This window comes from Paenibacillus mucilaginosus 3016, from assembly GCF_000250655.1.
Classification (GTDB): domain Bacteria; phylum Bacillota; class Bacilli; order Paenibacillales; family NBRC-103111; genus Paenibacillus_G; species Paenibacillus_G mucilaginosus.
Genome location: NC_016935.1, coordinates 1,635,974 through 1,649,080, shown reverse-complemented (window position 1 = coordinate 1,649,080; position 13,107 = coordinate 1,635,974). Strand labels below are relative to the sequence as shown.

General features: G+C 50.1%; 17 protein-coding genes. 6 read left to right on the top strand and 11 right to left on the bottom strand.

The genetic code is table 11. The annotated features are described in order from the left end of the window. Window positions 1-123: 123 nt before the first annotated feature. The 4 genes from PM3016_RS07440 to PM3016_RS07425 all read right to left on the bottom strand — a co-directional run bounded on the left by PM3016_RS07440 (window position 124) and on the right by PM3016_RS07425 (window position 1,312). Window positions 124-381 carry a hypothetical protein gene (locus tag PM3016_RS07440; RefSeq protein WP_014368966.1) on the bottom strand — a complete coding sequence of 86 codons (258 nt, stop codon included), beginning with the start codon at window positions 379-381 and terminating at the stop codon, window positions 124-126. Continuing rightward, complete coding sequence (locus PM3016_RS07435) at window positions 374-610, bottom strand: helix-turn-helix domain-containing protein (RefSeq protein ID WP_014368965.1); 237 nt, start codon at window positions 608-610, stop codon at window positions 374-376. Before PM3016_RS07435 ends, PM3016_RS07440 begins: the two co-directional genes overlap by 8 nt. 156 nt (window positions 611-766) lie before the next feature. Continuing rightward, a complete protein-coding gene (locus PM3016_RS07430) occupies window positions 767-1,036 on the bottom strand; it encodes a hypothetical protein (RefSeq protein WP_014368964.1) in 270 nt (89 codons plus the stop codon). Window positions 1,037-1,084: 48 nt separating this feature from the next. Further along, the gene (locus PM3016_RS07425; RefSeq protein WP_014368963.1) at window positions 1,085-1,312 is read right to left on the bottom strand and encodes a helix-turn-helix domain-containing protein; all 228 of its coding nucleotides are present in this window, start codon (window positions 1,310-1,312) and stop codon (window positions 1,085-1,087) included. Between the two features lie 156 nt (window positions 1,313-1,468). Here PM3016_RS07425 and PM3016_RS07420 point away from each other — a divergent pair, with 156 nt between their 5' ends. From PM3016_RS07420 to PM3016_RS07410, 5 genes are all read left to right on the top strand, one after another. After that, complete coding sequence (locus tag PM3016_RS07420) at window positions 1,469-1,846, top strand: helix-turn-helix domain-containing protein (protein WP_014368962.1); 378 nt, start codon at window positions 1,469-1,471, stop codon at window positions 1,844-1,846. A gap of 106 nt (window positions 1,847-1,952) precedes the next feature. Continuing rightward, on the top strand, window positions 1,953-2,402 hold the full coding sequence (locus PM3016_RS37100) for a DUF6978 family protein (RefSeq protein WP_187297997.1): 450 nt from the start codon (window positions 1,953-1,955) through the stop codon (window positions 2,400-2,402). 25 nt (window positions 2,403-2,427) lie between these two features. Beyond that, window positions 2,428-3,198 (top strand): DUF1829 domain-containing protein, encoded by a 771-nt coding sequence (locus PM3016_RS07415; RefSeq protein WP_014368961.1) that lies wholly within the window; start codon window positions 2,428-2,430, stop codon window positions 3,196-3,198. Between the two features lie 75 nt (window positions 3,199-3,273). Then, the gene (locus PM3016_RS37095) at window positions 3,274-3,816 is read left to right on the top strand and encodes an ImmA/IrrE family metallo-endopeptidase (protein ID WP_014368960.1); all 543 of its coding nucleotides are present in this window, start codon (window positions 3,274-3,276) and stop codon (window positions 3,814-3,816) included. Further along, window positions 3,770-4,924, top strand: coding sequence for a site-specific integrase (locus tag PM3016_RS07410; RefSeq protein WP_014368959.1), 1,155 nt, complete (start codon window positions 3,770-3,772; stop codon window positions 4,922-4,924). Before PM3016_RS37095 ends, PM3016_RS07410 begins: the two co-directional genes overlap by 47 nt. A gap of 63 nt (window positions 4,925-4,987) precedes the next feature. Here the strand turns inward: PM3016_RS07410 and sufB are convergent, their stop codons facing one another. The 6 genes from sufB to PM3016_RS07380 form a co-directional block, all read right to left on the bottom strand. Further along, on the bottom strand, window positions 4,988-6,385 hold the full coding sequence (sufB, locus tag PM3016_RS07405) for a Fe-S cluster assembly protein SufB (RefSeq protein WP_013914840.1): 1,398 nt from the start codon (window positions 6,383-6,385) through the stop codon (window positions 4,988-4,990). 18 nt (window positions 6,386-6,403) lie between these two features. Continuing rightward, window positions 6,404-6,835, bottom strand: coding sequence for a Fe-S cluster assembly sulfur transfer protein SufU (sufU, locus tag PM3016_RS07400; protein ID WP_014368958.1), 432 nt, complete (start codon window positions 6,833-6,835; stop codon window positions 6,404-6,406). Then, window positions 6,822-8,048 (bottom strand): cysteine desulfurase, encoded by a 1,227-nt coding sequence (locus PM3016_RS07395; protein WP_014368957.1) that lies wholly within the window; start codon window positions 8,046-8,048, stop codon window positions 6,822-6,824. Before PM3016_RS07395 ends, sufU begins: the two co-directional genes overlap by 14 nt. Next, entirely contained in the window at window positions 8,045-9,352 is a 1,308-nt protein-coding gene (sufD, locus tag PM3016_RS07390; protein WP_014368956.1) for a Fe-S cluster assembly protein SufD, read from the bottom strand. The genes PM3016_RS07395 and sufD overlap by 4 nt, the downstream gene beginning before the upstream one ends. 30 nt (window positions 9,353-9,382) lie before the next feature. Then, a complete protein-coding gene (gene sufC, locus PM3016_RS07385) occupies window positions 9,383-10,216 on the bottom strand; it encodes a Fe-S cluster assembly ATPase SufC (RefSeq protein WP_013914836.1) in 834 nt (277 codons plus the stop codon). Window positions 10,217-10,363: 147 nt separating this feature from the next. Then, complete coding sequence (locus tag PM3016_RS07380; RefSeq protein ID WP_014368955.1) at window positions 10,364-10,948, bottom strand: DUF1802 family protein; 585 nt, start codon at window positions 10,946-10,948, stop codon at window positions 10,364-10,366. Window positions 10,949-11,136: 188 nt separating this feature from the next. Here PM3016_RS07380 and PM3016_RS07375 point away from each other — a divergent pair, with 188 nt between their 5' ends. Next, on the top strand, window positions 11,137-11,316 hold the full coding sequence (locus PM3016_RS07375; RefSeq protein WP_013914833.1) for a hypothetical protein: 180 nt from the start codon (window positions 11,137-11,139) through the stop codon (window positions 11,314-11,316). Window positions 11,317-11,411: 95 nt separating this feature from the next. Here PM3016_RS07375 and ltrA read toward each other — a convergent pair whose 3' ends face one another. Beyond that, window positions 11,412-12,803, bottom strand: coding sequence for a group II intron reverse transcriptase/maturase (ltrA, locus tag PM3016_RS07370; RefSeq protein ID WP_014368954.1), 1,392 nt, complete (start codon window positions 12,801-12,803; stop codon window positions 11,412-11,414). Between the last annotated feature and the right edge of the window lie 304 nt (window positions 12,804-13,107).

Here is a 13,107-nt window from a genome sequence, read left to right as displayed (position 1 = left end):
GAGATCACGTATCGAGCATTGGTTTCTGAGCAACTGGGGCAAGCCGGTTCCTCGAGTTGCTCTGATTCAACTGCGTAACCAAGGCAGCATTCTTGGCATTCATAGAAGTCATATGTGATGGAATCAGGCATCCGGGGACGCCCCCTTCCCACGAACGTTCGTTCTGTGGTAAAATAACAGCATGAGAAACTTTAACCGGGTTCTCAACGAGGCTCGCCCTGACCGGCGAGTCTTTTCCTTTTTAGCAGCTGCAAGTTCCATTTCGCGCTCGGACTCGGCGATAAGCTTATCGATAATGTCCATGCCTTCAATCACCGTCCGGCTCTTCTTCCAGGCCAGCAACTGGCCCCGCCATTCACTATCCGTCATCTGCTTACGCATGTTGATTATTCCTCCCGTCCAGATTGATTTCGAACCTTGCTATCGGTGGGTTCTCGCAGAACCAAAGCCACATTTTGTATGTAGCAGCATCAGGTATGCGGCCTCGCTCATATTTGCTGATCGTCGCCTGGGTAACGCCTAGATATCCTGCCATGTCTTCCTGCGAATACCCAGCGGCTCTGCGTTTCTTCCGCAACTCAGCGCTTACTTCTTTCGAGGTAATAATCACGTCTCTCACCTCCTTTCAGTCCAGGTTGGAATTTATTCCAAAGTGGATTGGTGCCATTACTGAGTAGAGGTTATCATTGGTTTATCAGATCACATCCCCCTCACCTCCCCCACAACGCCCGTCGCCCTAGGAGACGGGCTTTCCTCATCCAATACGTCACAACATCGGCTGTTCAATAAGCCACTGTTCCAAAAATCTTCTGGTCTCGCGAGCTGGGAAATACCACTTGCTGCCGATCTTTCTTTTGGGGAATCTTGGATCAAAAAAGAATAATTCCTGAATAGTGTTCCAACTCATGCAAGTTCGCTTTTTTAATTCTGCTGAATCCCAGAATACGAGTTCTGCTTCGACCTCCTTCACAAGATCTGCGATACGATCTCTACACAAGCGCTGAAACTCTGTTTCATCGATTTGTACTTTGAGCATGTAGCTCGCCTCCTTCCAATATCGCCATGCCTTTTATCTCCTTGAGAATTAATTTGCCATTTCGGTAACATCCTGAATAAAAAAAAGTTCGTCTATAGGCACCCCAAATTTATCTGCTACCTTGGCTAAAGCCTCAGCGGAGAATTTCCCACGACCAATCTCTAGATAATAGTAACCATTAGGACTCTCATAACCAAGTAACTGAGCCATTTCATCAAGAGAGAATTTTGCCTCTTTACGGAGTTGTTTTATCTTTCTAAGGTTTACCTTACGCATTTTCACCACCTCCACATTACCGTATCGGTAATAACCTATATCCAAATATTACATTGCCAATTCGGCAACGTCAATACCTTTTTGGTAATATTATTCTTTTACCATTTCGGTAATGGTAGTATTATCTATATACAACTACAGAAGTGAGGAATCGCTATGCTGGATCTGGGCAACCGAATAAAATACCTTCGTGAGAAACGGGCGTGGACTCAAAAAGAGTTTGCTGCCAAAACCAAACTTACGATCGTGCAGCTATCCAGGTATGAAACAAATGACAGGAAGCCAGATCCTGAAGCACTAAAGCGAATTGCAGACATATTAGAAACCTCTACAGATTATTTACTTGGACGTACTAACGACCCTGCTCCCTTACCCGAAGTTAAGGATCCTTTGGATGATCCAGATATGGACTTATTCTTCTATGGCTGGGAGAAACTCACACCTGAGAGGCAAGAAGAAGTCAAGGCATATGTGCGTGCTCAACTACTAATGCAAGAAGCCGAGGAAAGAGAAAAGAAAAGTAAGAAGAAATAAAATCAGAATATTACTAGCAGATAGCAGTTTTGAGATTATAGGAGCAAATATTTAATTCGAAATTAATTTAAATAACTACATTAATCCTACAATTGGACGTGAGATCTTGATTACGCAATCAGAAGCTGAACATCTATTAAATATGCTCAAGATAATTAAAGGACGTAATAGTAATAACATAGTTCTGCCCCCTCTAGGACAAGAACAGCGCCTAGACGTTGAATCTAAAATCTACAAAGATGAGAATTTTGTTATCAACATAAACAGAAAAGGGAAGTTAAAGCCGACAAAATGTACTTACTTAACGTTGTATAATAAATCAACGATATTATTACGCCTCGACATTGATGGGCCAGCCCATATGAACCCAGATGGCAATGTGATTCCTTGTCCACATATTCATATCTATAGAGAGGGTTTTGATGATAAGTGGGCATTTCCATTAGAAAATGAAATTAAAACAGATACAAGTGATTTACTAAGTGTCTTAATCGATTTTCTTGAGTATAATAATATTGAAAATATACCCACGGCTTTTTCAAGAACACTATTCTAAACCAAAGATAAAGGGGGGGAGAGTCATGAAAGGTCTTATAGATGAGTTAAAAAAATCATACATGAATTGGTTAAATGAACAGACAAAAATAACTGAAATAGATGGTGCGCTTGAAATAACCTCCCCCCTCATGGACAGACATAATGACTTTTTGCAATTTTACGTCATTACAAACGACAATAATAAATTACACTTAACAGATGATGGATATATTTTGAATGATTTAATGTCAGCGGGATGCGACTTTAAGAGTAAGCGCCGTAAGGATTTGCTTAACACAATTTTAGCGGGTTATGGTGTAAAATTATCGGAAGATAACGAATTAATCTCTGAAGCCTCCATAAATAACTTCCCACAAAAAAAACATTTGTTTTTGCAAGCGATGTTGGCAGTTAATGATATGTTTATGACCTCTCAAACAAATGTCCATAACATGTTTTTTGAGGATGTGGAGAATTTTTTTCTTGAGAATAATATAAGATTCAGTGAACAGATCAACTTAACCGGCAAAAGTGGATTAACCCACAAATTTGATTTTCTCATACCACGTTCCAAATCTCGGCCTGAAAGACTAATCTCAACAGTTAATAGTCCAACAATTGACAAGGCAAAAAGCTTGTTGTTTGCATGGGGTGACTCTAAGGACACTCGAAAAGAAGGCACCTTAATGTATACATTTCTGAATGATAGTACGAAAACAGTAAAGTCTGATATCATTTTAGCTTTCAAGGAGTACGATATTAAACCAGTACTATGGTCAAATCGCAATGACGTTATTGAGGAACTATCTGCTTAAAACAAAATAAGCCCTATGGGCTTTTCTTTTTAGCCAAAAACAGAACATATATTCGATTTTCTGTCGAGGTGTCTAATGGATCTGAAGAAATACCAAACCACGCACTTGGAAGATTTCGTTGATAACCTGTATTCCCGTATTAACATTTTCCGCCCTGAACAATTGACAATCAAGGACATCGCCGCAGCACTAAATATAAAAATTGCTTATTCAAGCATAAGTTTTTCTTCTATGCGAAATGGAGTTCTAACTGTACATATAAATGATCAGGCATCTGAAGAGGAACAGTGGAAACAGTTTCTCCATGAACTTTGTCACGTTAAACGTCATGCAGGAAACCAATTGAAGCTCCACCCACTTATGCGTAAGTGGCAAGAATGGGACGCTGAAAATTTTGTTCTGTACGCAAGCATTCCATTTCTAATGCTACGTCGTATTAGCCTGCCTCAGGATCAACACGCAGCAATTGAGCTAATAACAAATACTTTTAGAGTATCAGCCGAGATGGCTTATACTAGATATCATCAAATTGCCCGTAGAGTTTACTATTCGATTTGGGGAGGGTATACAAATGGCGTATTATCGAAAACGGGGAGATACGTGGGAGTACCGAATTAAATATGTCGAGAGACAAACAGGTAAACAGAAGGAAAAAACAAAAGGGGGATTCAGAACAAAGAAGGAAGCGCAGCATGCAGCAATGGAGGAAGCAAGCAAGATCAATCATTTTGGATTTAGTGAAAACGGATCTGAGAAGATAGACAAGTTTTTCGAAGAATGGTTAGAAACTTACAAAAAGCCTACTGTAAAACCCGTCACATATAGCGTTCAGGAACGCAACGTGAGATTAAATATTTTACCTCGATGGGGAAAATACAGACTAAAGGACATAACCAGGAATGAGTACCAAAAGTGGATCAATGAACTCAAGGAACGTTACAGCGAAGGGACAGTGCGGAGAATTCACAGCATTTTTTCTAGCGCCATGACGGATGCTGTTCATGAGTTCAACATAATACGGGAGAACCCAGTTCAAAAAATAAAAATCCCTAGAGACGTTGAAACGACTGAGAAAGTGCAGTACTTTACACGAGAGCAGTTAGATACGTTTTTGGACGCAGTAAAAGAGCCTGTGAAGCATGCGAAATATCAAGCATCCATTCAGTATTTCGCACTTTTTACGTTGTTATCCCGTACTGGCATTAGAATTGGTGAAGCTCTAGCCCTCACTTGGGATGATATAAATATGGATAGCTCTACTATTACCGTTAATAAAACTCTTGTCTACCCTCTTAACTCTGCCCCCTATCTCTCTACGCCAAAGTCTAAAATGAGTAACCGGGAGATCAAGCTAGACGAATACACTTTGAAGGTGTTAAAACGTCACAAAGTAAACCAAAAGGAAGTCATTTTGCAGTATGTAAATTATAAGCCTGCAAAAGACAATATTGTATTTCATCAGCATGATGGAAGATGGCTTCGTACTAATGTCGTTCGTGATTATTTTAAAGCCGTATGTAAAAGAGCAAACTTACCCGTTCTTTCCCCCCACGCACTTCGCCATTCTCACGCCGTCCACCTACTAGAAGCTGGTGCAAATATAAAATACGTGTCCGAACGACTTGGACACGCAAGCGTAAAAATAACCGCAGACACGTATCTACATGTCACAAAAAAAATAGAGGACGATGCACTCGCCCTCTACGAAAAATATATCCAAAAATAAGTTGGGGGGCAAAAAGGGGGCAAACCCCTCTGCGCTCTCCCAAAACCCCTTGATCTATAAGGCTTAACCGATAGATCCTTCCATCTCGAACTTGATCAGACGGTTCATCTCGACCGCGTACTCCATCGGCAGTTCTTTCGTGAACGGCTCGATGAAGCCCATAACGATCATCTGGGTCGCTTCGGCTTCGGACAGACCGCGGCTCATCAGGTAGAAGAGCTGATCCTCGGATACCTTGGAAACCGTTGCTTCGTGCTCCAGCGTGATGTTGTCGTTCATGATCTCGTTGTATGGAATCGTATCGGATGTCGACTCGTTATCCATGATGAGCGTATCGCACTTAATGTTCGCCTTGGAGCCCTGCGAGTTGCGTCCGAAGGAAGCCAGACCGCGGTACGTTACCTTACCGCCATGCTTGGAGATCGACTTCGATACGATCGTCGATGTCGTGTCCGGCGCCAGGTGCGTCATCTTCGCACCGGCATCCTGGTGCTGGCCTTTGCCTGCTACCGCGATGGAGAGAACCATACCCTTCGCGCCGCGGCCTTTGAGAACTACGGCAGGATACTTCATCGTCAGCTTGGAGCCGATGTTGCCGTCAACCCACTCCATCGTGGCGTTCTCTTCTGCAACCGCACGCTTCGTAACCAGGTTATAGATGTTCGGCGCCCAGTTCTGGATCGTCGTGTAACGTACACGGGAGTCCTTAAGGCACAAAATCTCAACCACGGCACTGTGCAGGGAGTTCGTGCTGTATACCGGAGCGGTACAGCCTTCCACGTAGTGTACGAAGCTGCCTTCGTCGGCTACGATCAGCGTACGCTCGAACTGGCCCATGTTCTCGGAGTTGATCCGGAAGTAAGCCTGCAGCGGGATTTCCACTTTGACGCCCTTCGGAACATAGATGAAGGAGCCGCCGGACCATACCGCGCTGTTCAGTGCAGCGAACTTGTTGTCGCTTGGCGGGATGACCGTACCGAAGTACTTGCGGAAAATCTCAGGATACTCACGCAGCGCCGTGTCCGTATCCATGAAGAGAACGCCCTGGTCTTCCAGGTCCTTCTGCATGCTGTGGTATACGACCTCGGACTCGTACTGGGCGGATACGCCCGCAAGGAACTTCTGTTCCGCTTCAGGGATCCCCAGCTTGTCGAAGGTTTCCTTGATCTCGGTAGGAACTTCCTCCCACGTTTTGCCCTGCTTCTCGGATGGCTTGACATAGTACTGGATGTCGTTGAAGTCAAGGTCATCCATATTGCCGCCCCAAGTCGGCATTTCCATCTTGAAGAACTGCTCCAGCGACTTCAGTCGGAACTCGAGCATCCACTCGGGCTCGCCTTTCATGCGGGAGATTTCGGTTACGATTTCTTTGGTCAAGCCTTTACCACTTTGGAAAATGGCTTTGTGCTCGTCGCGGAAACCGTACTTGTAATCTTCCATTTCCGGCATCTTCTTTGCCATGATTCCTCGCCTCCTTAATTACTGGGTTTTGGACTGTTCGATGCCCTTGCGAAGAGCATTCCAGGCCAAGGTTGCGCACTTGATCCGCGCAGGGAATTTATTGACGCCCGACAGGGATTCGATATCCTCATACTCAAACTCGACGCTCTCGCCCTTCATGAGACCCGAGAAGTTCTCGGCCATCTCCAGCGCTTCCTCCAGCGTCTTGCCTTTGACGGCATCGGTCATCATGGAAGCGGACGACAGCGAGATCGAACAGCCTTCTCCGACGAACTTCGCCGCCTTAACCCGGCCGTCCTCCACCTGCATCTGCAGCTGGATTTTGTCGCCACAGGTCGGGTTGTTCAGGTTGATGCTGACGGCTTCGCCTTCATCGAAGGTTCCCCGGTTCCGGGGATTTTTATAATGATCCATAATGACGCGGCGGTACAAATCATCAAGTTGAGACATGGCCGAAGTACTCCTTTGTTTTGATAAGAGCGGTGATCAGTCGGTCTACATCGGCTTCGGTATTGTACAGATAAAAGCTGGCTCTAGCCGTTGCGGTGACATTAAGCCAGCGCATCAGCGGCTGGCAGCAGTGGTGGCCGGCACGGACGGCTACGCCTTCGGCATCGAGCACGGTAGCGACGTCGTGCGGATGCACATCGTCGAGATTGAATGTGACGAGTCCTGCACGATCCTGGCCCGGGCCGTAGATCGTCAGTCCTTCGATCTCCACCATGCGCTCGAGCGCGTAGGAGGTCAGCTGCTTCTCATGCCGGTCGATGTTCTCCATGCCGATGCTCTCCAGGAAATCGATCGCGGCCGCGAGACCGACGGCACCTGCGATAATCGGCGTGCCGCCCTCGAACTTCCACGGGAGGTCCTTCCACGTGGAGTTGTACAGGCCCACATGGTCGATCATCTCTCCGCCGAATTCGATCGGCTCCATCTCTTGGAGCAGCTCTTTCTTACCATAGAGTGCCCCGATGCCGGTAGGTGCGCACATCTTGTGCCCGGAGAGGGCGTAGAAGTCGCAGTCCAGATCCTGCACGTCAACCTTGAGATGCGGTGTGCTCTGCGCCCCGTCGACCAGCATTTTGGCGCCGTGACGGTGAGCGATGGCCGCAATCTCCTTCACCGGATTGACAACGCCGAGCACGTTGGAGACGTACATGACGGAGACCATCTTCGTCTTCTCCGTAATCGTCTTTTCCACGTCTTCGAGCGAGATCGATCCGTCCTGCTGCAGCGGAATATATTTGAGGACCGCACCGGTCGCCTGCGCCACCTGCTGCCAAGGGATCAGGTTGCTGTGGTGCTCCATGGGGGTGATGACAATCTCATCACCCTCCTTGCACACCGCCCTGGCATAGGACGAGGCGACCAGGTTAATGGCCGTTGTCGTTCCCCGCGTAAAAATAATTTCTTCGGTAGACCGGGCATTAATGAAACGGCGGAGCTTCTCCCTCGCCCCTTCATAAGCGTCGGTCGCCCGGGAGCCCAGCGTATGCACGCCGCGGTGCACGTTCGCATTATCCCACTCGTAATAGTTCTTGACGGCTTCGATAACTGCTGTGGGCTTCTGCGAGGTAGCCGCCGAATCCAAATATACGAGCGGATGGCCGTTCACTTCCTGATGAAGAATCGGGAACTGTCGACGGATCTCCTCGATATTCATTGGCCCAGTTTCCTTTCGACGAGGAGCTGCAGCTGAGAAGCCACCTGCTCCAGCGGAATATCTGACACCACCGGTGCCAGGAAGCCGTAGATGATCAGGCGCTCGGCCTCAGCCTTGGAAATACCGCGGGACATCAGGTAGTATACCTGCTCCGGGTTCACCTGGCCCACGCTCGCCGCGTGTCCTGCGGTTACATCGTCTTCGTCGATCAGGAGGATCGGGTTGGCATCTCCGCGGGATTTCGGGCTCAGCATCAGCACTTTCTCTGTCTGCTCGCCGTTCGCCTTGGTTGCGCCCTTCTCGATCTTCGTGATGCCGTTAATGATCGCAGTTGCTTCGTCGCGCATCACCGCACGGGTGATCATCTGGCTGTCGGAGCTTTTCCCGAAGTGAACCGCACGTGTCGTGATGTTCAGCTTCTGGTCGTTCGTGCCGACACAGATCACTTTGGCATCCGATGTGGAGCCGTTGCCCTTCAGAACCGAAGACGTGTCGGACATGGCGTTGCCGTAATGCATTTCGCCGATGACCCACTCGATCGAGCCGTCATTCTCAACGACCGCGCGACGGTAAGTCAGATCGGTCACGGTGTTGTTCAGGTTGTGTACGGAAGCGAACGTGACTTTCGCCCCTGCGCCGACAACCACTTCCACGACGCCGTTCTGCACGAGGCCGTTCAGGCTGCCTTCGGAAACGAAGTTGTCGACGTACGTTACGGAAGCATGCTGCTCGGCAACAATCAGCACGTGCGGCGAGAAGCTCGCTTCAGCGTCATCGGTCAGGAACAATGCCTGCAGCGGCACTTCCACATTGACGTTCTTAGGCACGTAGAGGAAAACGCCGCCGCTCCACAGCGCCGAATGCAGCGCCGTCAGGCGGTTCTCGTCTTTCTTCACGACGGAGAACAGGTGCTTCTGCACGAGGTCGCCGTGGGTACGGACAGCCTCTTCCAGGCTCGAGAAGACGACGCCCTGCGCTTTCAGCGACTCGGCCAGCGAGTTGTAAACTACGCCGGAGTTGCGCTGTACGAGCAGATTGTCCAGCTGGCCTTCGGCCGGAAGAAGCTGTCTTGCCGTCTCCGGCAGCTCGCCCAGGTTCGCCATCGGCGCCGATGCTTTATAGGTACCGAAGGAACTCAGGTTCCAACGGTCGATTCTTGTTTTCTCCAATGCGGGTAATTCCAGCGATCCGGCCAGCTCCAGCGCTTCTCCGCGCAAGGAAGTAAGCCACTCGGGCTCCTGCCTCGACTTCGAAAGCTCCACCAAGCTGCTGCGATCGATAGGAAGAACAGTTTGCGTGCTCATGGTCAATCCTCCTGTTTCTCTCGCTTCAGCTTAGTATTTAGGGGCGGTGGTGTTCATCGGCATTTTGAATTCTTCTTCTTCCTCCACGCCGACACGCTCATCCACGATACCCAGTTCTTCTTTCACCCAGTCATAGCCTTCGTTCTCAAGACGCTCTGCGAGCTCCGGTCCGCCGGACTTCACAATGCGGCCCTGCATCATAACGTGGACGAAATCAGGTTTGATGTAGTTGAGCAGACGCTGGTAGTGCGTGATGATCAGGAAGCCGCGCTCTTCGGAACGCATCGCATTCACGCCTGCAGCCACGATGCGAAGGGCGTCGATGTCAAGACCGGAGTCGATCTCGTCAAGAATGACGATGCCCGGATCCAGCATCAGCATCTGGAGAATCTCGTTGCGCTTCTTCTCCCCGCCGGAGAAGCCTTCATTCAGGTAACGGTGCATGAACTCAGGGTTCATCTCGAGTTCCTTCATCTTCGCTTCCATCTGGCGGATGAACTTGATAAGGGAGATCTCATTGCCTTCGCCGCGGCGCGCGTTGATCGCACTGCGGAGGAAGTCGGCGTTCGTTACGCCGGTAATTTCGCTCGGATACTGCATCGCGAGGAACAGGCCTGCGCGCGCTCTCTCATCCGTAGCCATCTCCAGCACGTCTTCGCCGTTCAGCGTTACGCTGCCGCCCGTTACTTCATATTTCGGGTGACCCAGCAGAGTCGAAGCCAGCGTACTCTTACCGGTACCGTTCGGCCCCATGATCGCATGCACTTCGCCGCCCTTGATGGACAGGCTCAGCCCTTTCAGAATCTCTTTGCCTTCGACAGTCGCCTTCAAACCGTCTATAGTGAATTGTGGAGAATTAGCCATGCTTTGTCACGCCTCCGCTTTCAAATTATTATCTTCTGATAATCATTCCAAAATGATTATCAGTGATTCTCAGTTAAGCTTCACTTTTTTATTATAACTTACGATACCCAATCAATAAAGCCCCGCAGCGCCCTTTTCATCAAGATTTCATTGAAGTAAAGAGCGAATCCGTTCCGCCTTGCGGTTAAACTCCTCATTGGAGAGCACCGGTTTTCTCGGAACATCCTGCAGCATTTCGCCCGGAAGGGAGATCCAAGACTTGCAGCCGTTATATTCTTCCCGAATTTCAATTGTTGCCGGGTTCTCGAGCTCGTATACTCGAAGCAGCATGACATGAAGCGGTTTGGCCTTCTTCCACTTCAGCCGCTCCTCCGCGAACCGGTCCGTCCAGATATGTTCGCCGGCCAGCTTCGCGAGCGTCTCCCCGTCTTCAATCAGGATGTCTTCCACGAGCTCGGCGTAACAGGTAAGCGCCACCTGCGTCAGATCCGGCGACCAGCCTTCCGTGCTCCGGTCCACAGCCGCCTGGTATTCAGGCTTGATAAGCTCTTTCCTCTGGTGTTCGAAGGTCGGGTATAAGTAGAAGCTGTCCGCTTCGACCTGAAAATCCCGTGTTTCTTCACGGATACCTCCCTTGCGCATGATCAGGATCTGCTCTCCCTGACGCAGCGCCTCCAGAGCGGCCGCCCATTCCTTGAGCCCGATGGCCTGTACACTCTTCGGTTCCGTCATCTCCCCATTCCCTCCTTGGGCTAACCCCCCTGAATTTCCTATGAAAAGCCATTACATCATTATAGAATTCCATCCACAACAATGCAATTCCCGTCAGGCATAAAATCGATCTCAAAAATCGATGCTAAAAGGGCTGCCGGCAGAGCGCCGGACACGTAACTCATCCCATCCAAGGAGCGTGAACTGCCATGCGTGAAGGCTTAATTCCTACGGTACTCGGTACGGCCGTAACAGCATCCGGTGCGGCCCTGCGGGCCAAATACCCAATGGCCGCCGCCGCTGTCGTCGGCTTTGGACTTGCCCACGTTGTGCTTGGTGCGATTGATCTCGTGGACTCCCGGAGAAAGAATCTGAACGACCTGCTCTAATCCCGGCCGCAGCATAATCGAGTAGGAGGGGGCGCCTAGCCCCCGTCCTCTCACACCACCGTACATGCGGGTCCGCATACGGCGGTTCCAAAAGGTTAACGAAGTTCCAGGTAACGAGAAAGCAAACTTTTAAGCCCTTTCGCTTCCCAATAAGAAGTCGGGAGGGCATTGTTTGTGCTACGGGACATTTCCCATGGACCTCGACGGGAGTTTGCCAACATATAGGCAGCCCAGTTCGGAACGCCGAGCGCACGTAGTTCGCGAATGCGTGTCTTCACCCGTTTCCACTGCTTCCACAGACACATGCGGAGTCTTCTCCGAATCCACTTGTCAAAGGCTTGGCAGTGCGTCTTCGCCGAGGCTAGGCGGAAATAACCCAGCCAGCCCAGCATGTACTGGTTCAGTCGCCGGATACGTTCCTCCATCGACACAGGCTTGGTCCGGTTCGTCAGTTCGCGCACTTTCTCTTTGAAACGCGAAATCGTCTTAGGAGCCAGCCGAATCGTCGCCTGTTTGTTCGATAGGAAACTAAAGCCTAGGAATTTGCGGTTCCATGGCCGGTCCACTGCACTTTTATCCCGGTTCACTTTCAGTTTCAGCTTTCCTTCCACAAAGCGAATCACCGATTCCATCACGCGCTCCCCGGCACGCTTGCTGGAGACAAAGATGTTGCAGTCGTCCGCATAGCGGACAAAGCGCAATCCCCGTTTTGTCAGTTCCTTGTCCAGATCGTCTAGCAGGATGTTCGCCAAGAGCGGACTGAGCGGACCGCCCTGCGGCGTGCCTTCCTCTATGCGCTCCAACGCTCCATGCGACATGACCCCGGCGTTCAGATAGGAGCGGATAAGCTTCAGGACACGTTTGTCCTCTACCCTCCGTGCTACCCTCGCCATGAGCATGTCGTGGTTCACCCGGTCAAAGAACTTCTCCAGGTCTATATCCACGACCCATCTAAGACCGCTTTGGATATAGCTTTGTGACTGCTTTACGGCGTCATGCGCCCTTTTCCCCGGGCGGAAACCGTAGCTGTACCCCGAGAAATGTGCGTCAAAAATCGGATTCATCACTTGCAGAAGCGCCTGCTGGAGAAAACGGTCCATTACGGTCGGGATGCCAAGCAGCCGCACACCGCCTCCGGGTTTGGGGATTTCCACCCGTTTGACTGGTGCGGGTCTGTAGCTTCCCGTCAGGAGGTTGGCTTCCACCTGTTCCCAGTGGGTTTTCAGGTAAGCTTGTAGCTCGGCTACCGTTACACCGTCCACTCCGGGCGCTCCTCCGTTCTGTACCACTCGCTTGTAAGCGAGCCGAAGGTTGTGCCCCTCGAGCATCTTCTCCAGCAGCCTGCTCTGGTCTTTGCGAGAGGAAAGGGCGGCTTGTGCCGGCGAAGAACTCGGCGCTCCGGCATACCCTGGCAGCTTCACCGCTTCTCTTTGCCGCGAGCTCCCTTGCGGGATATTCTGCTGTCTCTGCTCTTCACGCGAACGCACCGGTTTCCTCTCTCCTTTCGGTTCAGCCCTTCCGCTTTCCGGCGTCCCGTACTCGCGTACTATGGCCTCTGCTGACTCCTGCGGATTCAGCGCGGCTTCTCAGCCGCGGTTACGAAGTCACTTCGCGTATCCGCAGGCCTCCCCAGATAAGAACGCCATCTGTCTGCCCGTGACCACTTAAGTTTACAGCATCAACCCTTGGCGGCTTTGGATTTCGTCTTGTCTTGGAGACTCATCCGACTGACACTGCCTCAAATTAGGTTCGTGTACCTTGGCCCGTGCATTTGCCTCCGGCTTCCTTCAG

Bases quoted from the DNA above. Each gene is read 5' to 3' on its own strand.
- PM3016_RS07440 (WP_014368966.1), bottom strand. From the start codon at position 381: ATGCGTAAGCAGATGACGGATAGTGAATGGCGGGGCCAGTTGCTGGCC.
- PM3016_RS07430 (WP_014368964.1), bottom strand. From the start codon at position 1,036: ATGCTCAAAGTACAAATCGATGAAACAGAGTTTCAGCGCTTGTGTAGA.
- PM3016_RS07425 (WP_014368963.1), bottom strand. From the start codon at position 1,312: ATGCGTAAGGTAAACCTTAGAAAGATAAAACAACTCCGTAAAGAGGCA.
- PM3016_RS07420 (WP_014368962.1), top strand. From the start codon at position 1,469: ATGCTGGATCTGGGCAACCGAATAAAATACCTTCGTGAGAAACGGGCG.
- PM3016_RS07415 (WP_014368961.1), top strand. From the start codon at position 2,428: ATGAAAGGTCTTATAGATGAGTTAAAAAAATCATACATGAATTGGTTA.
- PM3016_RS37095 (WP_014368960.1), top strand. From the start codon at position 3,274: ATGGATCTGAAGAAATACCAAACCACGCACTTGGAAGATTTCGTTGAT.
- PM3016_RS07410 (WP_014368959.1), top strand. From the start codon at position 3,770: ATGGCGTATTATCGAAAACGGGGAGATACGTGGGAGTACCGAATTAAA.
- sufB (WP_013914840.1), bottom strand. From the start codon at position 6,385: ATGGCAAAGAAGATGCCGGAAATGGAAGATTACAAGTACGGTTTCCGC.
- sufU (WP_014368958.1), bottom strand. From the start codon at position 6,835: ATGTCTCAACTTGATGATTTGTACCGCCGCGTCATTATGGATCATTAT.
- PM3016_RS07395 (WP_014368957.1), bottom strand. From the start codon at position 8,048: ATGAATATCGAGGAGATCCGTCGACAGTTCCCGATTCTTCATCAGGAA.
- sufD (WP_014368956.1), bottom strand. From the start codon at position 9,352: ATGAGCACGCAAACTGTTCTTCCTATCGATCGCAGCAGCTTGGTGGAG.
- sufC (WP_013914836.1), bottom strand. From the start codon at position 10,216: ATGGCTAATTCTCCACAATTCACTATAGACGGTTTGAAGGCGACTGTC.
- PM3016_RS07380 (WP_014368955.1), bottom strand. From the start codon at position 10,948: ATGACGGAACCGAAGAGTGTACAGGCCATCGGGCTCAAGGAATGGGCG.
- PM3016_RS07375 (WP_013914833.1), top strand. From the start codon at position 11,137: ATGCGTGAAGGCTTAATTCCTACGGTACTCGGTACGGCCGTAACAGCA.